This window comes from Cytobacillus sp. S13-E01, from assembly GCF_029193815.1.
In the GTDB taxonomy this organism is placed as follows: Bacteria; Bacillota; Bacilli; order Bacillales; family Bacillaceae_L; genus Bacillus_BV.
The window spans coordinates 225,854-246,461 of the sequence record NZ_JARFVC010000001.1; the positions used below are offsets into that span (position 1 = coordinate 225,854).

Genomic DNA, 20,608 nt, shown 5'->3' on the forward strand with positions numbered 1-20,608 from the left:
TTTAGTTTTATACTAATCCTTACATATACTCACTTTTCAATTCTTTCAAAATTACCATTTATATCCACCTGGAGCTTTAACTTACGACTTTTTTCATCTTCTTGCAAAACAACCATTTTCCTTGCCCGTTCCATAACTTCAATTAAAGCTTTATAAGCTTCTTCTATAACCTCTAAATTATTTGCTAATGTTTCCTTCTCCTGCTCATATTGTTCGTTTATCTCTTCGAGTTTTAAGACTAATTCTTGTAACACTTTATTTTCCTGTTCTAATTGTTCATATTTTTGTTGTGACTGTTCATACTCTTCTAAAATAGTAATGACCTTGCGAAGGGAGGGTGTGTCTAAGTCCTCCTGTACTTTTGCAGTTACGATTGGTACGGGGGCTTCACTATTGTTTTCATTAGTATTAGTATCTTTCTTTGAATTTTTCCTTTGTTTTTTAGCAAGTTCAATTCCTGATTTATATTGCTTTCGAACATATGAATTCCATCTGAACCCACATGCTGCAGCGGTCCTCGAAAGACGTCTACCTACTTCCTCAAAGGCACTTAACTGGGTTCCACCCTCTCGAATATGACGCAAAACAACTTCCGCTAATAATAAATCTTCATCTTGTGTCCAGGCATCCTGGCGTGTTGTTGTCATAAGCACTTCCCTCCTAGTGTCTGCTTTTTCTATACATATGCAACTACTAGAAAAGATAGACTACTCAGTATTCTACCAATACATACTAAAGTGAAAATAAAGAAAAGAGGAGGGTTCCTTGCTTAGCGACAAACAGACTTGGCTAATCCCTCTTCTAGCTGAATCTTCCAAGTTCCTCGAGCACTAAGCTTTAGCTGCTATCTGGATAAAGGCGACCTAGACCTACACACCCGAAAGATTAGCTTTTTTTCAAAAATCTGTCTACTGCTTGGTGATGTTCATCTGTTTCCCATAAAATGGCACATTGTTCAATTTCAGCAAACATCTTCTCCTTAAAGGGTATGCCCCACTTTTGATTTGCTACCATCTTGTAAGCACGCAAGACATTTGTTTCTTTAGACACTATAGGTATTAAAAATGAAAGACATTCCTCCTGCAGACGATTTGAGTCTACAATTTTATGTACAAAACCGACTTCTAACCCTTGTTGAGCTGATATAACAGTGGCTGTCATTAAAAATTCCATTGCTTTTGCATATGGTAACTTTTCCAACAACATCGTCGCACCGCCCCAACCTGTCGTTATACCAAGAGTTCCTTGAACAAAACCAATTTTACTAACTTGACTAGCTATTCGAAAATCACAGGCTGTAGCTAGCTCACATCCCCCACCAATACATATCCCATTAATTAATGCCACAGTTGGCTTTGATAAGGTATGGATGGAATAAAGAATTTCACCCATTTTTGAAAGCATTTCATAGGCTTGTTGTTTTGTTCTCAAATTTTGAAAAGCACTTAAATCACCCCCTGCGCAAAATGCGCGATCACCACTTCCTGTTATAACTAAAGCCTTATCCCCTTGATTAGCCTCAACCTCAAAAATAGTTTGTTGAAACCCTTCTATCACATCATAATCGATTGCATTTCGCTTTTCTTGTCGATTAATCGTAAACCATACAATACCATTTTCGTCTCGATTGACTGTATATTTTTCCAACACTAACACCCCTTGAACCAATTAGTAAGAGACAAATACTATCGCTATAGACCAATTATACAAATAACTTTAGAAAATTAGGAACTTAAACGCATTCTAAGAACAGGATTACTCTTCATTTTCCAAACTAAAAAAGTAGTCACATATGTGACTACTTTTTTAGCTAACGTAAGAATTAACCGTTATTAACAATTACTTCTTTCCCTTTGTATGTTCCGCATGCTTTACATACGCGATGAGCAAGTTTCATGTCACCACAGTTTGGGCATTCTACCATACCTGGTACTTGTAACTTAAAATGAGTACGGCGTTTTCTTTTTGCAGTTTTAGATGTTCTTCTAAAAGGTACAGCCATTATTCCCACCTCCTTAAACAAGAATTAAGATGGATATGAAGGCCGGATAATGCCGGTTCTTCTAATCTTAGTCTTTTTTGTCGTTTTCGAAAAATTTTGATAATCCAGCTAAACGCGGATCAATTTGATTACTCTTATCTTCCTCTGTAATTACTTCCCAATCACGACCAGCCTGCGGCGCTCCGCCACGGACATTGTCATCATCACTAAAAACTTGCAAAGGAATCTCAAGAAGAATTAATTCTCTTATAATAGGATATAAGTCAATCATTTCTCCGTGAACATAGTGAGCATCTTCATCAGTTTCAAACTCTGATGTTTGACTTAGTAAAAATGTCTCAGTTGTAACAATTTCAAACGGATAGTGCACATCCACTAACGTTCGAGAGCAAGGTAATATCAACGTACCTGAAATTGTAATATGAAAGGATACTTTTTTTGAACTAAGATCAGCATGTCCGCTTACTTTGACAGGAGAAATGTCTCTTATCGTATTAAGTCCAATTAGATCACTTGCATCAACAACCTTATCAATCGATAAACCTTTATTCTGCAACTGATGTAGTTGCGTAATTGACCATTCCATTATGAAATCACCTCAAGGCAACAAAGGTAATTATAGCTTTGTAGAATTGATTTGTCAATATTTTTTCTTTACACTATAATATAGACAATCTACATACACTTTACCATGTTTATTATAAATTTCAAAAATATTTTTATTTAAAAATATAATTTCATGAAAGTTCAAATTCTAAAATGTACTCAACTCCAGGTTTTATTTATCTTTTCCAATCTAAATATAAAGCAGGTGAAAATTGTGAAAGCAGTTGGAGTCGTAGTTGAATATAATCCTTTCCATAATGGTCACTTTTACCATATACAAGAAAGTAAGAAGCAAACAAATGCTGACTACATAATTGCTGTAATGAGTGGTAATTTCCTTCAACGTGGGGAACCAGCCCTTTTATCTAAATGGTCTAGAACAAAAATGGCTCTTCAAGGTGGTGCCGATATTGTTATTGAGTTACCTTATGCTTTTGCAACTCAGAAAGCAGAAATATTTGCAAATGGCTCTATTTCTATTCTAGATGCGATGAAATGTTCCGAAATGTGTTTTGGTAGTGAGCATGGGTCAATCCAAGAATTTAATGCAACTGTTACTTTTATGAGCAATAACGAAGAAATCTTTAATAACAATATTAAGCGGGCCCTTAAACAAGGAGTCAGCTATCCAAAAGCAGCGTCTCTCGCTTATTATGAACTTCATGGGAGAGAAACATTCCTTGATTTATCAAAGCCAAATAATATCCTTGGATATCATTATGTAAAAGCCATTCACGACCAAGCTGCTCGTATTAAGGCAACAACCATACAACGAACTAGTTCCGATTATCACGATCAGGATCTCCCGTCATCTCCGATTGCAAGTGCAACAAGTATTAGGAAGGCTTTATTTAACAGCGAAAGAAGCTTAGATGAGATTGAAAAATTTGTTCCGATATCAACGAAAAGTGAATTACAAACCTATATCGATCACTACAAGCTATTACACAGTTGGGAATTATATTTTGGCTTATTAAAATATAAATTATTGACATTATCACGTAAAGAACTTCAACAACTTTATGAAATTGAGGAAGGTCTAGAAAATCGTTTCGTTACACAAATAAAGAGCTCCCATACATTTCAAGAATTTATGGAAAATATTAAAACAAAAAGGTATACATGGACCCGGCTCCAAAGGGTATGCTGTCATATCTTAACACATACTACAAAGGAACAAATGTCATCAATACAAACCAACCCTAGATCAACCTATTTGCGCTTACTTGGTATGACGCAAAAAGGCCAACACTATCTTCAGTCAGTTAAAAAAGATATCACGCTTCCCCTTGTTGCTAATTTATCATCCTATTCGGACCATATTATGGAGCTTGATATAAAAGCAGCAAATACATATGCGATGATTTTTGATGAACCTATACGTTCTAACTACATGAAGATGGAGTATTCAACACCACCTATAAGATATAATGAAGAAACTCAAGCCTTTAACTAGTAAAAACAGCTTAGGTCATGATAAATGATCCCAAGCTGTTTTTTTTATCCCTTATTTCTTTGGTTGAAGATTATTTAGATATTCTAGCGCATCTTCAAAGGTATTGATTGGTACAATCTCCATATCTGTTCCAATCTCTTTAGCAGTAGCCAAAGCCTCTTGATAGTTTGATGTCGTATTTCCCATTTCATTAGGTGCTAAAAAAATTTCTACTCCCGTATTATCAGCAGCCACAATTTTTTGTGAAATCCCACCAATTCTACCAACAACACCTTTGTCATTAATGGTACCCGTACCAGCTATTTCAAAGCCCTTCGTTAAATCCCCTTCTGTTAGCTGATTATAAACCTCAAGTGAAAACATTAAGCCTGCAGAAGGTCCACCTATTTTTTCACTGTTTATCGTGATATCAGGCTCAACAGTGATTTCTCGATCGGTTACTAAGGAAATCCCAACTCCTACCTTTGTTGGATCTGTTGGGAAAGGCGTGATCTGTACTCTTACGGTTTCCTTTTGACCGTTTCGTTCAAACATTAAATCTACTTCTTCACCTTGTTTTTTTCCACTTACAATTTCGATAAACTCATCAGAGGTGTTAAACTCCTTTCCATCCGCCATATAGATTCGGTCCCCCGCTTGGAGCTGTTCAAATGCAGGCATTCCTTCAAGAACACCCATTACATATACCCCCTGGTAGGTAAAAGAAACAGGTTTATCGGCATGCTGATAGGCAACAGCAATTGCCGCTTCCTTCGAGCCTTCCATTAAGTAAAGCTGACGATATGTATACTCATCATCACTTTCACCTTCATTACGTATTTGTTCCATTGGATAAATCATATTGTATTTGTTTAAATATGCCCAAGCGTACGAGAAGATATTTGCTCTTCCCATCCTAACTGTGGTTAGCATAAAGCTACCTTCTTCATCATCAAAACCACCTTCTACTTCTACAAGCGGCTTAAGTTCAGTTGCTAAACCCGGTTTGGTGACATAGTATGGTAGTTGGATAAAGGAAAGGCCTATAGCGAGAAGTGAGCTTATTACTAGTACTTTTATATAGGTTTTATTTGGTTTCATTATGGTTCTCCTTCCAACCCTCGATTAAAGCTTTTATTTTGGGGATATGAAGTTTCGTTTCTTCTTCTCCAATTCTAATGATATCTTCTATATTTGTAAAAGCCCGAGAACTATATTGTTCTACACGGGGTCGGATCATTACATCTGATGCTATTTCTCTTTCTTTTACAAGCTCATCTTGCATAATATCAATACTTTGAAGGATAACATCGAATATAGAAGTAATTTCATCATTTACTTTCACATGTGAAACATCGACAGCAATAATTAGATCGGCCTTCATATCTCTAACAACCGAAACAGGTACTCTGTCCACAACGCCACCATCAACTAAAAGACGCCCATTAACCTTCTCAGGAACAAAAATACCTGGAATTGAAATACTTGCTCTTACAGCATCAGCAATAGGACCTGATTTAAAAATAACCTTTTCTCCGTTTAATAAGTCTGTCGCTACAATAGCGATTGGAATATCTAATTGTTCAATATTTTTTCCGTGTGTAAAAAGCCGTATAAGCTCTTTGACACGTTTCCCCGAAATAAACCCCATCTTGGGAACTGTAAAATCTAAATAATATTTTCGTTTAAAGGCAACTGCAAATTTATATAAACGTTCAATATCAAGCCCTGCCCCGTAAAAAGATGCAACTAAGGCGCCCATACTACTTCCCGAGATCATATCGATTGGAATATTTTCTTCTTTAAGTACCTTTATAACTCCTAAATGAGCAAATCCCCTCGCTCCACCAGAACCTAATGCAAGGCCAATTTTCGGATGAGACATGCTACCACCTCCACAATCTCTTATGGCTGTTGTCCTAAAACACTAGCAAGTAAATTTGAATCTTGTACAATCTTATGGTCTAAACGGATGACCTATACACGTATATTAAAATATATGGTAGTTGTCCTATTGTTTTTTTAAAATTCACTCTCTTATTCTATCACTCAATGTTAGGCACTGTATAGAAATGCAGACAGACTAGGAGGCACACCCCTTGAACCGTTCGAAATTTAAAACATTTGCATTAGCAACTTTTGTTATTGGAATGGCAATAGCCCTTATTACATACCCTCAAGAATCCTTAGAAGCCTCTAAAATCGGATTAAGCATGTGGTGGGAGGTTGTATTCCCTTCCCTTCTCCCATTTTTTATTGTGTCAGAGATGCTAATTGGTTTTGGAGTAGTTAAATTTATCGGCGTCTTACTCGAGCCACTAATGAGACCTTTATTTAGAGTACCAGGGGTAGGTGGATTTGCATGGGCAATGGGAATGGCATCGGGATTTCCGGCCGGCGCAAAGATTACAGCTAGACTACGCCAAGAAAAACAAATTACCGCAATTGAGGCTGAAAGACTTGTCTCTTTCACAAATGCCTCAAACCCTTTATTTATATTTGGTGCTATTGCTGTCGGCTTTTTTGGCAATCCTAACTTAGGGATTATACTTGCACTATCACATTATTTGGGTAATTTTTGTGTTGGGCTTATTATGAGATTCCATGGACCATATGATAAAAAAAGTATCAAAGAAAACAGCAAAGTACTCCCTTCTTTACCAGAAGCCTTTAAGGCCTTACATCACACACGTTTGAACGATAAAAGACCTATAGGAAAATTACTCGGTGATGCCGTTATTACATCAATCCAAACATTATTAATGATTGGTGGCTTTATTATATTATTTTCAGTCTTTAATAGACTACTGTTACTAATTAATATTACAGATGCAATAGCATTTTTCACGACCTATTTCTTACAATTATTTAATCTCCCAGCTGATCTAAGTATACCTCTTATATCTGGGATATTTGAAATTACTCTAGGTAGCAAGTTAACAAGTCAAGAAACTCAAACACAATTACTACATCAATTAATAATCACAAGTTTTATTCTTGGTTTTAGTGGTTTTTCTATCCATGCACAGGTTGCAAGTATTTTAGCTGATACTGATATCAGGTTTAAGCCCTTTTTTTTCGCACGAATCCTTCAAGGCTTCCTATCTTCAATCATTGCACTTCTACTATGGAAGCCTTTGTATGTTGATTATTTAACTTATAATCAGATCGTACCAGTACTTCAAACAAAGCTTACTGAATCTTGGACTAATACTCTCTGGGATACATTAATCCATTATGGACCGACCATTACTCTATTGTCATTATCGACCTATGTTCTTTTATATGCTGCAAGAATGAAAAAAATATAATAGGAAAGCGGAGCGCGCCCGGTTTCGTTAAGAAGGTGAGTTTCCCTTCTTAAATCAAATGGCTTATACCATAGAACCGATGGGCCCGGACCTAGACACTAAAACTAGGTACAAATTTTTATAGATATTTTTTACAAACAAATCTTTCTTCTAATAAATGCTTACAAAAAAACAGTCGGTGACTTGAACTGACTGTTTTTTCTATATGTATCTACGGGTTTCTAGCAAACTGATTAGCTTAAATTTGCAAATTTCTTTTTAAGTGCATCCTCAACTACTTTAGGAACTAGCTCTGAAATATCCCCTTTATATTTCGCTACCTCTTTGACAATACTTGAGCTTAAAAATGAATATTGGTTATTTGTCATCATAAATAATGTCTCAATATTTTCGTCAAGAACTCGGTTCATTGAGGTAATCTGCATTTCATATTCAAAATCAGAAACTGCCCGTAATCCACGTAGAATAGTATTTGCATTTTTACTCCGTGCATAATCCATTAGTAACCCTTGAAATGAATCGACAATCACATTATCGATCCCTTTAGTCACCTCTTTGATTAATTCACATCGCTCATCCACTGTGAACAAGGGCTTCTTTGAAGAGTTATTTAATACAACAACATATATTGTATCAATTACTTTTGCTCCTCTTCGAATGATATCTAGATGCCCTAGTGTAATCGGATCAAAACTACCAGGACAGACTGCAATACTTCCCATTATTGTCCCCCCTCCACATCTGCCTCAAATTTATATACAGATAATGACGTAACCCCATAATTTTCATGTTTAATTTTTGTATATGTACCAATCGTTTCAGATAGTTGTACTTCTTCGCTGTGTTCAGCAACAATAAAACCGTTAACACTAAGTAATTTATTGTAATGAATTTTTTCGATAAGTTCATTAAGCTGTTGCTTTTTATAAGGGGGGTCTAAAAAGATCAGATTGAATTGCAGGTCACGCTTTATTATCGCTTTTAAAGCACGCTCAGCATCATTTCTATAAATTTCCACTTTATCACTAAATCTACAGGCTTCAACATTTGCACGTATCGTTTGAATGGCCTTTTGGTCTCTATCAACAAAAATCATGTGATCAAGTCCTCTACTAAGCGCCTCGATTCCTAGTCCCCCACTACCGCCAAAAAGGTCAAGACCTGTTCCACCATCAAAATAAGGGCCTACTATATTAAAAATGGCTTCCTTTACTTTATCTGTAGTTGGTCTCGTTGTTACACCTGATACCGCTTTTAAGGGCCTTCCCTTACATGTCCCAGATACTACTCTCATTTTTATCACCACATTCTTTTACAAAATTACAACAACTATCATTATTATCCTATCATAAACAAAAATAAGAGGCTAGATTTCAAGCAACAATACCACTAAGGCAAAGTATGTGCTTAGTGGTAGGAACAAATACTACATTTTTAATTAGGAAACTTTATTTTTTTAAAAAATTAGATTATATGTATACTCAAACAGAGAATGGTCATAATTAGTAGTGACAACATCATTCGAGGATGTTGTTGCCAACCGCGGAGAAGACTTACGTTTCCCCATAAGTTCTTCCTCCGGTTTCTCCTCTCCCTTTGCCTTCTACTATGGAACTGTAAAAAGTTCCATGGAATAGAAGGAACCTGCAGAATGTTCTGCAGGTTTTTTTTATTGTTTAGGAATTTATAAAAATGTAAGGTTGTGTATAACTTCGTGTCTTTGTCTATCTACGTCTAGCTCCAGGCGCCATCGGATCTGAGGTCATAAGCCAATCCGTCCGGAAGGTTAAAAAACAACCTACCAGCCGGCTTGTCTTATGCTTGACATGTACAGGATGTGCTGATGTCGATGTTCGCCACAGGACGTGGCGGGTTTTAATCGATGCGCCGAAAGCCGGGCGCCTTGCGCTTTTGTTATTTTAAAGATATCTAAAGTATTAATTTATTTCATTTTTCCAACAACACATGGTAAAGTATTTAAGGAAAGAAATCGCAGGAGGACTCAATTATGATTCAACGATTTATTGAATTGGGCGAAGGATATTCTGATATTTACGAATTACTGGAACTCTCTAGAGCCAACAAAGAACGGCTTTCAAAGCTATTTGTTTTTAAAACAAAATTTGCAGGACGTGATTTATCTTCATTTGCTATCGCATTACAACCTACAAATCCTGGTAAATTTCAAGCTCTATATATTTGTAGAGAAGGAATTCCGAATAATGAAGAGACACCAAATAAGAGATCTGAGTTATTTAGAGAGCTTGCAGATGAACTAGATAAGAATATCATTTCTCTAGAGGTAAAGCACTCGTCAGTTTTTGGAGAAAAAGAACTATATTTCCAACACCTTATTGGAATATTAAGAATGAACAAATATATTCCACCAATGCAATAAGAAAAGCGCAGGGCGCCCGGAGCTAGACACTAAAACTCTGTTCAAGTTTTTATACTTTCCTATTTTTTAAAAAAAGGGCAGCTTACAAATAATTATAAGCTGCCTCTTTTCATATTTATTTTAGGACATCATTTTTACAGTCCAATTTTATAATCATACTCTTTTGCCTTATCTGGTCTAGCATTTTCGAATTCCATTTTTAAAAAAGGCTTATATGATGGCTCCACCTTTTTAACAAATGAAAATGCTTTCAATTTAGAAATGGTATACTCGAGATCATCTATATTTATGTAAATTACAACATATTTTAATTTTTTTGAAACGTAATGGATGTTACCAAATCGACGTAACATTTTTACTTGTTTCAAAGAGTGTAACCATACGATTATACCTTGACGTTTACCAAACATTGTTTTTCTCCTTTTAACAATTAACCACTTGTTAATAGTCTAGCACACCATTTTATCATTTTACAATATTTATAATTTATTTGTACCTAATTAATAAAAGCACATGGCGCCCGGACCTAGACACAAAAACCAGGTACAAAATTTTAAATACTTTCCTATATTTTAAAATAAACACGAGATAACCCTAAAGTTATCCCGCTTTATTTACATCCGCAGCCTCCACCTGAGCCACAGCCCCCACCGCAACTCATCGAATCAAAGTAAGGATTCCCTGAAGGGACTTTAATATTTTCTGAAATCGCACTACCTAAAAGCACACTAATTTCATCTAATATTGACTGAAGATTTTCTTCAGCTTTTTTAAAAGCATATATAATCTCATTTAAATCCAACGTTCTTTTAAGCTCTCTTATCTCTAAAGTAACTGTTTTATAGTCTGGGTGGTATTTACCAAACCTTTGAACCTCTTCGTATTTTTCTTTCATGATAACGAACTTTGAGATAAGCTGTTGTGCGGTTTGATCTTTTCCTAATTTATATAAACAACGACGATAGTCATCAGCAATATCTGATTGTAAAATCATGTTTGCTAAGTCTTCCGTTTTACCGAGAATTTCTACTCTCTCTAGGGTAGCAAGCATAGTTATACACCTCCAACAACTATCATATCATAAATCCATTAATTTTAGTTAATAAAGTAAATCATATATACATCTCCATTTTTATTTTGCAATTGTAACTTCAAACTCTTTGCTTAAATTATACGTCGTTGAATCATTGTTTACCAATTCCACTCTAATTGTGTGCTTTCCTGTTGGTAATTCTTTTGCTATAAATGCTGCAGTGTAGATCTCATCTACCTTTTTATCGTTTAAATATAGGTCAATATGTCCTTCACCTTCTGAATTTACCTTCTTACCTTTTGTGAATTTGAAATTTGAGACAATACATTCAACATACACATCTCTTGCTTTAACATGATGTTTAACTTCAAATGAACGTTGTTTGTTTTGCGAAGCCATGGCCTCTACTGTTTTTTCATTACTTATATTTGTTACTTCCATTGGAATGATTTCCATAAATGTTTCTGGTTGTGGTTTATCATTTGTACAACCTGATACAACCAATGCAGTTAGTATAAATGGTAGTAGAATTAATTTATGCAAACACTAACACCCCTTTTGTGTTAGTGTTGCACTTCATCTAAGTTTTAATCAAAAAAAAAGGAACAATAATTGTTCCTTTGTTAATCTCCTTCCCCCATGGACTGATACATTTGTAACATCATTGATGCAAGACCGAGTGTATTTGAAAATTTCTCAACTTTATGAGGAATCGTTTGCTGAAAATAATCCTGTGATGAAAGGCGTATTGACTGTAGGTCCCGAGGGTTGCGTGTTAAACTTCTATACCACCTTGGATTTTCACGAATAAACCGCTGAATCTTTTTATCTTTTTTAATATAGTCTGAAATTTCTTTTCTCATTTAAAAAGGTCCCTTCGTAACGATGCGAATAAAATCATGCTTTAATCCTTGCGGAAGGAAAATGGTTGATTCCCTCCTGATGAACCTTGGTTTGTATTTCCAGCCTTATTACCTTGGAATTGATGTATTACACTTTGTATTGTAGAGATTGCATTACCGACATTTGAAATCTGTTGCTGGAACTGATTCATATCTGTTTTTTTAATCGTTGAAAAAATTTGCGACATGAAGTCTTTTTTAGACTTACCTTCACTATTCTCTTTTTCATTGTCCTTTTCTTTATATGGACTCCAACTGTTGTCCTTTTCGCCAAGTAAATACCAATCTTCATATAACTCTTGCCAATTTTTATTACCTTTTCTAACTTCTTGAATTAACTTTGGATGTTCCTTAACAAATTCCTTAAATTCTACTATTGATGGATGGAGACTTCGATTACCCATAGCATTCACCTCATATTGTAATACAATTGCCTAGTATATTTTATCGAAAAAGGATGAAGATAGTTCGCCCAATTTACATTGAAATTGCCAAAAAGATAAAAATGTTGTTACAATGACAATATTGCATTAGAAATTGCCCAGAAAGGATTATGTTATGGACGAAAAAATAACCCAAAAATTTAAGCAACTACTAAAAGAAGCTAGTAAAGCAGACAAACAAGTTATAGAATTATTAATTGAAGGTGTTCTTAGAAAACAATCTAGTCTGAATGGCTCATATTTAGGAGGTATTTTAGGGACTAAAAGTAGACTAACCGACAATAATCAATATGAAATGATTATCCCAAATACTGAATTAATCCAGAACTCATTACAAATTGTTCATGGAGGCATTACAGCGACACTACTCGATTCGGCAATGGGATCGTTAGTCCATTATAATTTACCAGTGGGTGCTGCAGCTGTTACCTCGGAAATGAAAATTAACTACTTAGCACCAGGCAAAGGTTCAGAATTGAAATGTATTGCCTCTATAATCCATCAAGGGTCAAAGATTGTTGTTACAGAAGGAAAGGTTTATAGGGAAGATGGTAAATTAATTGCTCATGCTACTGGAAGCTTCTTCGTAATCAAGAGAAATTAATATATAGAGATTAAATCCGGAGGAACAATATGGTTGCTGCGATTCTCATTCCACTTCTATTTTTGTACTTCTTCATATTAACAAAAAAAGAAAATAAAAAGTACACAGAACAATGGCTTGCGGTGCAATATGTAAAAAAAGAAGCAATACTTTCAGGCATTGTTACAAGCGTAACAGGTGAAAGACAAAGATTTTATTATAATAAATACGTATTTGTAACTGATATAATCATTAAAGACAAGGTCAAATATAGCAAAGCAAGGCACATTATTCCGATTACATCTACATTTTCACCTCCAACAATTGAAACAGGATCTACTATTCATTGTGTTGGTGAGTGGGAACAGGATGTATTCCGTTTTTTTGAATATAAGACTTAAGAAAAGCGCAAGGCGCGCCCGCCTATCGGCGCGTCGATTAAAACCCGCCACGTCCTGTGGCGAACATGGACATCAGCACATCCTGTGCATGTCAAGCATAAGCCAATCCGTCTGGAAGGTTGTTCTTTGACCTTCCAGACGGATTGGCTTATGACCTCAGGTCCGATGGCGCCCGGAGCTAGACACTAAAACTAGGTACAAACTTTTATACTTTCTTATCTTTTTTAAAAAACGAGGAAAACTTTGAATAAGTTCTCCTCGTTTTTTTTAATCTTCCCATGTCTGAATGAAATTTTGAGTATAATATTTTTCATAAACTCCGACACCTAAATGGGTAAACTCATCGTTTAAAAGGGTCTCGCGATGTCCCTGACTATTGAGCCACCCTTCAACAACTGCAACGCCATCTACATATTGCGCTGCAATATTTTCACCAGCTAATTGATATAATACCTCACCCTTTGCCAGACGATCTGCAAGCCCACCTTGGACCGGAGAATCATGTGAAAAAAAATCTTTTTCACTCATTTCACGGCTATGTTTATAGGCAACCTTTGAAGTTTCTTCATGCCAGTTAACAGGATTTAGTTCGTGCCGAAGCCTAATTACATTTGTGATATCAAATATCTGTGCTGAAGCCCCTTTTTCGACAGCTTCCCATTCTTGTTCTGTTAATTCTTTTGCAGATAATAGTTCACCTTTATAAACAAGCTCATATGGTCTCTGTTTGACTAATACTTCTCCATCCATCAACCTAATACTTGAAAGTTTTTTTGTGAATTTATCAAAATAAAGCTGAGCATATACATCTCCAAATGCAACCAATGGTCTTTGCGAAAGTTCATCCTCTGTTAGTTCAAATCGGTATGAATTTTTCTGTGCAGACAATGACAAAGTTTTTTTAATGGTAACAAGCTTATTAATCTCTTCAATAGATTGATTAATATAGAAAGGGGAGATCTCAACATCTTTCCCTATTCCGTATACCGTAACAACCTTTCCATCCTTTATACCTACTTGAATATATTTAGTAGGATCATCATTATAAATCCACCAATCATAATCATATGCGGTCATATCAATTCGATTAGGCTTCCCTATTTCCTCTTCTATTTCTTTACTAGTTCTCCCCATGTATGTAAAGATTCCATCTGTTGGTGCTACATTTCCACTTAGTATTGTTGATACAGCTTCATTTTTCTTTTCTGTATTTTCGAGTTGACTTACACTAGTAGAGCTTTGGTTTTCTCTATTAGTAGAATAGAAATAAATGCTAGTGAGTATCAGTAGAATTACTATAATGTAACTTCTTAAGTTCTTCAGAGGTACCCCTCCCCAATAGTCTTTTCTATCATTATATTTTGAATACTAGATTTATATTCCTCAAAATTTCATATAGCTTACTATTATTACTATAGCTGGTGTTATAGTTTTTGAAATAAGAAAAGCGCAGGGCGCCCGCCTTTCGGCGACAAGCATAAGACAAGCCGGCCGGAAGGTTGTTCTTTACCTTCCGGACGGATTGGCTTATGACCTCGAGCCGATGGCGCCCGGAGCTAGACACTAAAACTAGGTACAAACTTTTATACTTTCTTATCTTTAAAAAAAGACACCCGAATGGTGTCTTTTTTTATTACTATCTAATGATGAAGGTGTTCACTTTCTGATATTTCACTCAAAGCATGTCCGGCTTTTTGATCAGACAATTTATTTATAGCTAGATCTCCAAGGGCAACAATCCCTACTAATTGTCCATTATCGACAACTGGTAAGCGACGTATTTGGTGTTTAGACATTAATTGAGAGGCTTCATAAACAGAAGTTTCAGGACTAACAGTAATTAAATTGTCGCTCATTACATTTGTTACTTGATTTGAACCTGAACGCTTTTCAGCAATACCCCTAACAACTAAGTCTCTGTCAGTTATCATCCCAATCAGCTGATCATTATCGATAATCGGGATTGCTCCAACATCGTTATCCTTCATTTTAACTGCTACTTCATATACATTGTCAAGTGGAGTGCAATACTCAACATCCGTTGTCATGATCTCACGAACTGATTGCATTATGGACCTCCTCATTTTTTACGATGTTCGTCTGCATAAAGCAAAAGGACAAAGCCTACACTTTTTAGTGAGGCCCAGCCTTTCTTTAGTATGTTCGCTAGGTGGTGCAAACTATTCAGATACGAATGAAAAAAGTGATTGCCATGTTTTTAGATTATATATGAGATTAATTTGTGAATGTTTTAGTACATAATGTCTTGTTATATTATCTATAGATTGCAACTTGAGGCTTTTCGTACTATTATTATACAGAGAACACTTCTTAGTTGTATGTTTTAGGAGGGAAACCATGAAATTTGACAATACGGGAATTGAAAATCAAACTGTCGATCTCTCAAGATTAAACTCATTAATGGAAGATTTAGGGTTTGTTTTAGCTGGTCAATGGGATTATGAGCGTGCTACATATGATCGTAAATTTGAAACTAAAGGAGAAGTTTTTTATTTACGGGTTCAGGGATATGCTATTGAAGGTGAAATTGATAGCAACCATGCTGTTGTAAAAATATTAGCACCTCTACTAGGTAAGCACTATTATCCACATGGTGTTGAATATGGAGAAGGAGAAACCTTCCCTAAATCATTGATTGAACAAAGCCAGAAATTAATTGCTCAAATTAAAGAAGGTATTGAACACATCAATCAATAACTTATTGCAGGGACAGACGAGTCTGTCCCTTCGCTCATTTTTTTAAGAAGCTTTAATTATCTGGTCTACTTTAATATTAATATTTTTTATAGAAACACCTGTCATAGCATAAATTTCTTGAGCAACCAAATGCTGTAATTTTTCGCATATTTCGACTACGTTGTTCTCAAAATACACTGAGATTTTAATATTAATTTCTACACCATCTTTGTCATTTTCAATGGATATTCCTTTTTTTGTATAGTTTGGTTTCAGCACTCCAAAAATATCATCTTTTATACCTGAAACAGATTTAGCTATTCCTTCAACATCTTCAATTGCCAAAAGTGTAATAATAGCTAATACTTCTTCCGTTATATGAAGCTTACCATTAGACAATATCTTCTCAATCATATTGAAACACTCCTTTCAATGGTATAGAGCTAACCTAGCTAAAAGGGGTCTTTAAACCTTAAAAAGTTGGTTGTAGTATAGTGTATGTTCGAGGTGGAAAATTGGGCACTTTTTACTTTAAATAATTGTTTAATAAATAGGATATTTTTGTTGGTTTTCTTAGTGTTCTTTAATATAATTTTAAGTAATATGTAAATTTAGAAAGGAGTACCCTATTGTCCTACCTATTCTCAAAAAGAGCAGCTCTTATTATATTAATCATCGTATTTCTGGTTATAATTGGTTATTGGATCCTTCCAGTGTCAATTCCATTAATAATTGCATTTATTACAGCAGTAATGTTAGAACCCGCTGTTAAAGTATTCCAGCGACGTCTAAAAATAAAAAGAAGTATATCCGTTCCAAGTATTTTTATCTTGTTCTTGTTGTTAATAGCAGCAAGTAGCTATTTTATTACAACAAAAGTGATTGGTGAAGCTATTCAGATTATTGAAAGTGCACCTTCTTATATTAATGAAATAAATCGAGTGTTATTAGATCTCGAGCAGAATCTTTATTATAGATCCCAGGATCTTCCACCAGAATTCGTTGCAGCACTAAGCAGACAAGTTGAAGACTTTCTGTTAACCGTACAAACAGACCTTGCTGCATCAGTTAATATTGATAACCTAAAAACAGTCCTTACAGATATACCTAATTATCTAGTAAGCTTTCTAGTTTACTTAATTGCACTTTTTTTATTCATGATTGACTTACCTAACCTTAAAACAAGAATGTATGCACTACTAACTGATAGAACTGCTGACAAAGTTAATTTTATGGCCTCAAGATTATCATATGTTGTTTTTGGCTTCTTTAAGGCACAATTCCTTGTTAGTATAATTATCTTTATTACATCTTTTATTGGGCTTTTATTTATCGCACCTGATGTGGCACTATTAATGGCATTCGTCATTTGGATTATAGATGTTATACCTATCATTGGTTCTATCGTTGTCATGGGCCCATGGTCTTTATTCCATTTTATAACTGGTGATGTTGTTTTAGGTACAAAGCTAGCAATACTAGGTACTGTATTATTAATCATTAGAAGGACTATTGAGCCTAAAGTAATGGGAAGACATATCGGACTATCACCATTATCGACTTTAATTGCCATGTACCTTGGTTTAAAATTAATTGGTATTTTAGGGTTCATTATCGGACCCCTCTTGTTAATTGCCTTTAACTCAGCACGTGAAGCTGGAATTATCAAACTAAACTTCAAAATATAAGAAAAGCGCAGGGCGCCCGCCTATCGGCGACAAGCATAAGACGAGCCCTGACTGAAGGCGTTCTTTGCCTTCTGGAAGGGATTGGCTTATGACCTCGAGCCGATGGCGCCCGGAGCTGGACACTTAAACTAGGTACAAACTTTTATACTTTCTTATCTTTTAAAAAAGAGGGACTTACAGTCCCCCTCTTTTATATCGCTTTTCGTAGTTCCCACATAAGAAATTTTCCATCCTTTTTGGTACATCTCATACCAAGTTTCTCGAATAACTTTATCGATTGTGTGTTACTATCACTGCATTCAGTTATTACCTTCTTTACATCTTTTTGTGTGATCATCCACTCAATTAAAGCATCAATACTTTCGTATGTTAAACTCGTATCATTTAAATCACTAACCATAGTATAGCTTAAATGGACCGTCCCCATTTTATCTGGCTTACTATGAACATATACGTCGCCTATAATACTTTTTTCTGCATAATTAATGACCAACCAAAGTCCCCAACCGTACTCCGAATCATCTTTTTCAAGCTTTTCAATATAAAAAGGGAGCAAACCGGTTACTAAGGGAGCAGGCCAGCCCTTCGGTATTATAATCGGTGACCTATCCTCGAGCTCCTGACGGTGAAATACTATTGACTTAGCAATATCAAGAGAACATGGGACGATTAGCAAACGCTCAGTAAATATTTCAATCATTATCCACATCTCTCCCCTTCCAAAGTGTTAGGAAAATTCTTAACTCGCATAAAGTGAAACTTCAATCAGTTGGAGTTTTCTTCCCCCCTGATTGTTAGTTGAACTTATAACGCAAGGAGCGTACACGCCCTGCCCTGTGCACTACGCCTTACTTGCACTTCCTGTGCGTCGACGGACCTTTAGGGGCAGTTGATCCTTCTTCAAAACTTCCTTGAATTCTCCAAGTTTTGAGATGGGGATCTTACTGCCCCTTAAGCGTGGGATAATGAATGTTATAAAGAACCAAGCAAGATGTTGGATCATAAGGCTAACGACTACAGAAATATTACCTTTTATGAAACTAATTTACTTTATTAATTACTTGAAGTTTCATTTTAACCGTTTTACAGATTATTAAAAATGAAAAGTAAATCTCTATTGACGATAATAATGAATCTGAATCTAAAAAGCTACGTTATTCAACCCTAATAAGAAAAGCGCAGGGCGCCCGCCTTTCGGCGCGTCGATTAAAACCCGCCACGTCCTGTGGCGAACATCGACATCAGCACATCCTGCACATGTCAAGCATAAGACAAGCCGGCTGGAAGGTTGTTCTTTAACCTTCCGGACGGATTGGCTTATGACCTCAGGTCCGATGGCGCCTGGAGCTAGACGTAAATAGACAGAGACACGAAGTTATACAAAACCTTACAATTTTATAAATGCCTAAACAACAAAAAAGTGTTATAGAATAATTATATTCCATAACACCTTATACATATTACAATATTAAAAACCTAAGATCGCTTTTATTACAGAGGTTGTTTTACCACCTTGGTAAAATACATACAATAATAAATAAACAGCTAGCCCTGTTGTTGCTGTAAAGAACCAGATAACACTGGTAATAGGACCAATTTTTCTGTGTTTACTGATACGGTTGTTAAACCCATGTAAAAGTGTAATAATTCCAAAAACAGCCCCGGTGGTAGCTAGAGTAATATGAAAAATTAAGAAAATCGTATAATATATTTTAATGTCATCAGGACCACCAAATTCGGTATTACCAATAAAGATTGTCCTTGAAGCGTATATAATAAAGAATATTAAAGCAAATACTGCAGCAGTAAACATTGCTTTCTTATGTGCCTCAATCTTTCCTTTACTTACTAAATACCAACCGATTGCAACAAAAATGGCGCTTAAGACAATAAAAGTTGTACTAATTGTAGGTAGAATAGGTAAAGTATAGTTCATTATTGTTTCCCCTCTCTTGTTATACAATTCTTTTTCTTTAAAATTAGGTAAAAAACTTAACAAAATAATGCCCAAGAAAAAATTGGGCATTATTTTGTTATTCAGAGGGATATGGGTTCAACAGAAGTGCTTTTTCTTCAAGCTCATCCTGTTCCCTTTCTTTACGAACCCATTGAAAGAATACATAACTTAAAATCGCACCGTAAACGATTTCTTGAATTATTTTCATAATTACTCCACCAGTTCTCTGATCTTCTAAAAGTGGCATTGAGTTAAACATCTGTGGTCCTATTAAATCTAGTGAAGAAAGAGTACCTGCAGGTACACATAATTGTAATGCATTTGCCCAAGCCTGTGGATCTGTATACGTGGCATACAATGGTGTTTCGGCAAATATAATTAAAGCACATGCTGGAGTTAAAAGAATTCCGTTAGCAAATATATACCCGATTTTCTTTATACCAGAAAGTGTTTGCCACTCTTCTAATGGATTAACTAACGGCCACCACATAATGAATGCTGCTAAAAAGATAACAATCGTGGTAAGCGCATGAAGAAACATATCAGTTTTGACTACATCAAAGATTAATGGCATATGGTAAAGGGAGAATAGTCCATTAAAAACAAATATAGCAATTAAAGGTTTTGTAAAAAACTTCATTAACGGTCTAATAATGGGTTGGTTAACTACTAGACGTAACAACCAAGCAGGCGTTCCTAAAATTAATAAAGGCGGAATAACTAAATATACCACTGCCATTTGTGTCATATGGGCACTGAACATTAAATGTCCGAGTAGGTCAAGGGGACCACCTTTAAAAAGATACAACAGGATCATTGAAATCAAAAAAAGTAATTTTTGCTTTAGGGTCGCTGGCTCACTATTTTTAAAGCGATTCCTAAACGGGCCAATAAGTAGAAAATATACTGCTGTAATGACTGAAACAAAAAAGAAAAAGTAAGGACTCCAGAGCGCCTGAAAGCCGAATATACTTATGGACATGGTACTCACCTCATATGTATTGCATAGTACGACAATTTAATTATACAACAACCAGTTAAAGGCTATCAAATGAACGTTTTGTAACATTTCGAGTGTGTAAATAGTGAAAGTATAACATAAGGTCTCGCCTTGACCTTGACACAAAAACTAAGCACGAAATTTTATGTGTA

Annotated in this window: 26 protein-coding genes; 7 read left to right on the forward strand and 19 right to left on the reverse strand. The window is 35.4% G+C overall.

What is annotated here, in order from left to right; genetic code table 11:
* Window positions 1-29: 29 nt before the first annotated feature.
* The 4 genes from PY093_RS01060 to PY093_RS01075 form a co-directional block, all read right to left on the reverse strand.
* A complete protein-coding gene (locus tag PY093_RS01060) occupies window positions 30-647 on the reverse strand; it encodes an RsfA family transcriptional regulator (protein ID WP_275643996.1) in 618 nt (205 codons plus the stop codon).
* 238 nt (window positions 648-885) lie between these two features.
* Window positions 886-1,650 (reverse strand): enoyl-CoA hydratase/isomerase family protein, encoded by a 765-nt coding sequence (locus PY093_RS01065; protein ID WP_481769258.1) that lies wholly within the window; start codon window positions 1,648-1,650, stop codon window positions 886-888.
* 172 nt (window positions 1,651-1,822) lie between these two features.
* A complete protein-coding gene (rpmF, locus tag PY093_RS01070) occupies window positions 1,823-2,002 on the reverse strand; it encodes a 50S ribosomal protein L32 (protein ID WP_275643998.1) in 180 nt (59 codons plus the stop codon).
* Between the two features lie 67 nt (window positions 2,003-2,069).
* Entirely contained in the window at window positions 2,070-2,588 is a 519-nt protein-coding gene (locus PY093_RS01075) for a YceD family protein (RefSeq protein ID WP_275643999.1), read from the reverse strand.
* A gap of 234 nt (window positions 2,589-2,822) precedes the next feature.
* On the opposite strand from PY093_RS01075, the gene PY093_RS01080 reads away from it, so the two are divergent.
* The gene (locus PY093_RS01080) at window positions 2,823-4,064 is read left to right on the forward strand and encodes a nucleotidyltransferase (RefSeq protein WP_275644000.1); all 1,242 of its coding nucleotides are present in this window, start codon (window positions 2,823-2,825) and stop codon (window positions 4,062-4,064) included.
* 51 nt (window positions 4,065-4,115) lie between these two features.
* Here the strand turns inward: PY093_RS01080 and PY093_RS01085 are convergent, their stop codons facing one another.
* Window positions 4,116-5,144, reverse strand: a complete 1,029-nt coding sequence (locus PY093_RS01085; RefSeq protein WP_275644001.1) for a SepM family pheromone-processing serine protease — start codon at window positions 5,142-5,144, stop codon at window positions 4,116-4,118.
* Window positions 5,131-5,928, reverse strand: coding sequence for a patatin-like phospholipase family protein (locus PY093_RS01090; protein ID WP_275644002.1), 798 nt, complete (start codon window positions 5,926-5,928; stop codon window positions 5,131-5,133). The genes PY093_RS01085 and PY093_RS01090 overlap by 14 nt, the downstream gene beginning before the upstream one ends.
* A 214-nt stretch (window positions 5,929-6,142) precedes the next feature.
* On the opposite strand from PY093_RS01090, the gene ylbJ reads away from it, so the two are divergent.
* Window positions 6,143-7,354 carry a sporulation integral membrane protein YlbJ gene (ylbJ, locus tag PY093_RS01095; RefSeq protein ID WP_275644003.1) on the forward strand — a complete coding sequence of 404 codons (1,212 nt, stop codon included), beginning with the start codon at window positions 6,143-6,145 and terminating at the stop codon, window positions 7,352-7,354.
* Between the two features lie 233 nt (window positions 7,355-7,587).
* On the opposite strand, the gene coaD is transcribed toward ylbJ, so the two are convergent.
* Window positions 7,588-8,076, reverse strand: a complete 489-nt coding sequence (gene coaD / locus PY093_RS01100) for a pantetheine-phosphate adenylyltransferase (RefSeq protein WP_275644004.1) — start codon at window positions 8,074-8,076, stop codon at window positions 7,588-7,590.
* Entirely contained in the window at window positions 8,076-8,648 is a 573-nt protein-coding gene (gene rsmD, locus PY093_RS01105) for a 16S rRNA (guanine(966)-N(2))-methyltransferase RsmD (protein WP_275644005.1), read from the reverse strand. Before rsmD ends, coaD begins: the two co-directional genes overlap by 1 nt.
* 714 nt (window positions 8,649-9,362) lie before the next feature.
* On the opposite strand from rsmD, the gene PY093_RS01110 reads away from it, so the two are divergent.
* Window positions 9,363-9,752, forward strand: coding sequence for a DUF7147 family protein (locus tag PY093_RS01110; RefSeq protein ID WP_275644006.1), 390 nt, complete (start codon window positions 9,363-9,365; stop codon window positions 9,750-9,752).
* Between the two features lie 134 nt (window positions 9,753-9,886).
* On the opposite strand, the gene PY093_RS01115 is transcribed toward PY093_RS01110, so the two are convergent.
* The 5 genes from PY093_RS01115 to ylbD form a co-directional block, all read right to left on the reverse strand.
* On the reverse strand, window positions 9,887-10,162 hold the full coding sequence (locus PY093_RS01115) for a YlbG family protein (protein WP_275644007.1): 276 nt from the start codon (window positions 10,160-10,162) through the stop codon (window positions 9,887-9,889).
* A 200-nt stretch (window positions 10,163-10,362) separates the two neighbouring features.
* Window positions 10,363-10,803: a YlbF/YmcA family competence regulator gene (locus PY093_RS01120; protein ID WP_275644008.1), complete on the reverse strand. Its 441-nt coding sequence runs from the start codon at window positions 10,801-10,803 to the stop codon at window positions 10,363-10,365.
* An 81-nt stretch (window positions 10,804-10,884) separates the two neighbouring features.
* Window positions 10,885-11,328, reverse strand: a complete 444-nt coding sequence (locus PY093_RS01125; protein ID WP_275644009.1) for a hypothetical protein — start codon at window positions 11,326-11,328, stop codon at window positions 10,885-10,887.
* 80 nt (window positions 11,329-11,408) lie between these two features.
* Window positions 11,409-11,648: a YlbE-like family protein gene (locus PY093_RS01130; protein WP_275644010.1), complete on the reverse strand. Its 240-nt coding sequence runs from the start codon at window positions 11,646-11,648 to the stop codon at window positions 11,409-11,411.
* 41 nt (window positions 11,649-11,689) lie between these two features.
* Entirely contained in the window at window positions 11,690-12,091 is a 402-nt protein-coding gene (gene ylbD / locus PY093_RS01135; RefSeq protein WP_275644011.1) for a YlbD family protein, read from the reverse strand.
* Between the two features lie 154 nt (window positions 12,092-12,245).
* Between ylbD and PY093_RS01140 the strand changes: the two genes are divergently transcribed.
* Both PY093_RS01140 and PY093_RS01145 read left to right on the forward strand, forming a co-directional pair.
* A complete protein-coding gene (locus PY093_RS01140) occupies window positions 12,246-12,734 on the forward strand; it encodes a PaaI family thioesterase (RefSeq protein WP_275644012.1) in 489 nt (162 codons plus the stop codon).
* 29 nt (window positions 12,735-12,763) lie between these two features.
* Entirely contained in the window at window positions 12,764-13,114 is a 351-nt protein-coding gene (locus PY093_RS01145; protein ID WP_275644013.1) for a hypothetical protein, read from the forward strand.
* Window positions 13,115-13,381: 267 nt separating this feature from the next.
* On the opposite strand, the gene PY093_RS01150 is transcribed toward PY093_RS01145, so the two are convergent.
* Window positions 13,382-14,248 (reverse strand): CAP domain-containing protein, encoded by an 867-nt coding sequence (locus PY093_RS01150; protein WP_275644014.1) that lies wholly within the window; start codon window positions 14,246-14,248, stop codon window positions 13,382-13,384.
* Between the two features lie 506 nt (window positions 14,249-14,754).
* Window positions 14,755-15,183 (reverse strand): CBS domain-containing protein, encoded by a 429-nt coding sequence (locus tag PY093_RS01155; RefSeq protein ID WP_275644015.1) that lies wholly within the window; start codon window positions 15,181-15,183, stop codon window positions 14,755-14,757.
* A 289-nt stretch (window positions 15,184-15,472) separates the two neighbouring features.
* Between PY093_RS01155 and PY093_RS01160 the strand changes: the two genes are divergently transcribed.
* Window positions 15,473-15,832 carry a YugN family protein gene (locus PY093_RS01160; RefSeq protein WP_275644016.1) on the forward strand — a complete coding sequence of 120 codons (360 nt, stop codon included), beginning with the start codon at window positions 15,473-15,475 and terminating at the stop codon, window positions 15,830-15,832.
* A 42-nt stretch (window positions 15,833-15,874) separates the two neighbouring features.
* On the opposite strand, the gene PY093_RS01165 is transcribed toward PY093_RS01160, so the two are convergent.
* A complete protein-coding gene (locus tag PY093_RS01165; protein ID WP_275644017.1) occupies window positions 15,875-16,225 on the reverse strand; it encodes an Asp23/Gls24 family envelope stress response protein in 351 nt (116 codons plus the stop codon).
* Between the two features lie 215 nt (window positions 16,226-16,440).
* On the opposite strand from PY093_RS01165, the gene ytvI reads away from it, so the two are divergent.
* A complete protein-coding gene (gene ytvI / locus PY093_RS01170) occupies window positions 16,441-17,499 on the forward strand; it encodes a sporulation integral membrane protein YtvI (RefSeq protein ID WP_275644018.1) in 1,059 nt (352 codons plus the stop codon).
* Window positions 17,500-17,689: 190 nt separating this feature from the next.
* Here ytvI and PY093_RS01175 read toward each other — a convergent pair whose 3' ends face one another.
* The 3 genes from PY093_RS01175 to ctaG form a co-directional block, all read right to left on the reverse strand.
* Window positions 17,690-18,199 carry a GNAT family N-acetyltransferase gene (locus PY093_RS01175; protein WP_275644019.1) on the reverse strand — a complete coding sequence of 170 codons (510 nt, stop codon included), beginning with the start codon at window positions 18,197-18,199 and terminating at the stop codon, window positions 17,690-17,692.
* Window positions 18,200-18,967: 768 nt separating this feature from the next.
* Entirely contained in the window at window positions 18,968-19,435 is a 468-nt protein-coding gene (locus tag PY093_RS01180; protein WP_275644020.1) for a DUF420 domain-containing protein, read from the reverse strand.
* Window positions 19,436-19,532: 97 nt separating this feature from the next.
* Entirely contained in the window at window positions 19,533-20,438 is a 906-nt protein-coding gene (gene ctaG / locus PY093_RS01185) for a cytochrome c oxidase assembly factor CtaG (RefSeq protein ID WP_275644021.1), read from the reverse strand.
* Between the last annotated feature and the right edge of the window lie 170 nt (window positions 20,439-20,608).

Excerpts from the sequence above, each read along its gene's own strand:
- PY093_RS01060 (WP_275643996.1), bottom strand. The coding sequence starts at position 647 with ATGACAACAACACGCCAGGATGCCTGGACACAAGATGAAGATTTATTA.
- rpmF (WP_275643998.1), bottom strand. The coding sequence starts at position 2,002 with ATGGCTGTACCTTTTAGAAGAACATCTAAAACTGCAAAAAGAAAACGC.
- PY093_RS01075 (WP_275643999.1), bottom strand. The coding sequence starts at position 2,588 with ATGGAATGGTCAATTACGCAACTACATCAGTTGCAGAATAAAGGTTTA.
- PY093_RS01085 (WP_275644001.1), bottom strand. The coding sequence starts at position 5,144 with ATGAAACCAAATAAAACCTATATAAAAGTACTAGTAATAAGCTCACTT.
- PY093_RS01090 (WP_275644002.1), bottom strand. The coding sequence starts at position 5,928 with ATGTCTCATCCGAAAATTGGCCTTGCATTAGGTTCTGGTGGAGCGAGG.
- coaD (WP_275644004.1), bottom strand. The coding sequence starts at position 8,076 with ATGGGAAGTATTGCAGTCTGTCCTGGTAGTTTTGATCCGATTACACTA.
- rsmD (WP_275644005.1), bottom strand. The coding sequence starts at position 8,648 with ATGAGAGTAGTATCTGGGACATGTAAGGGAAGGCCCTTAAAAGCGGTA.
- PY093_RS01110 (WP_275644006.1), top strand. The coding sequence starts at position 9,363 with ATGATTCAACGATTTATTGAATTGGGCGAAGGATATTCTGATATTTAC.
- PY093_RS01115 (WP_275644007.1), bottom strand. The coding sequence starts at position 10,162 with ATGTTTGGTAAACGTCAAGGTATAATCGTATGGTTACACTCTTTGAAA.
- PY093_RS01120 (WP_275644008.1), bottom strand. The coding sequence starts at position 10,803 with ATGCTTGCTACCCTAGAGAGAGTAGAAATTCTCGGTAAAACGGAAGAC.
- PY093_RS01130 (WP_275644010.1), bottom strand. The coding sequence starts at position 11,648 with ATGAGAAAAGAAATTTCAGACTATATTAAAAAAGATAAAAAGATTCAG.
- ylbD (WP_275644011.1), bottom strand. The coding sequence starts at position 12,091 with ATGGGTAATCGAAGTCTCCATCCATCAATAGTAGAATTTAAGGAATTT.
- PY093_RS01140 (WP_275644012.1), top strand. The coding sequence starts at position 12,246 with ATGGACGAAAAAATAACCCAAAAATTTAAGCAACTACTAAAAGAAGCT.
- PY093_RS01145 (WP_275644013.1), top strand. The coding sequence starts at position 12,764 with ATGGTTGCTGCGATTCTCATTCCACTTCTATTTTTGTACTTCTTCATA.
- PY093_RS01150 (WP_275644014.1), bottom strand. The coding sequence starts at position 14,248 with ATGGGGAGAACTAGTAAAGAAATAGAAGAGGAAATAGGGAAGCCTAAT.
- PY093_RS01155 (WP_275644015.1), bottom strand. The coding sequence starts at position 15,183 with ATGCAATCAGTTCGTGAGATCATGACAACGGATGTTGAGTATTGCACT.
- PY093_RS01160 (WP_275644016.1), top strand. The coding sequence starts at position 15,473 with ATGAAATTTGACAATACGGGAATTGAAAATCAAACTGTCGATCTCTCA.
- PY093_RS01165 (WP_275644017.1), bottom strand. The coding sequence starts at position 16,225 with ATGATTGAGAAGATATTGTCTAATGGTAAGCTTCATATAACGGAAGAA.
- PY093_RS01175 (WP_275644019.1), bottom strand. The coding sequence starts at position 18,199 with ATGATTGAAATATTTACTGAGCGTTTGCTAATCGTCCCATGTTCTCTT.
- PY093_RS01180 (WP_275644020.1), bottom strand. The coding sequence starts at position 19,435 with ATGAACTATACTTTACCTATTCTACCTACAATTAGTACAACTTTTATT.
- ctaG (WP_275644021.1), bottom strand. The coding sequence starts at position 20,438 with ATGTCCATAAGTATATTCGGCTTTCAGGCGCTCTGGAGTCCTTACTTT.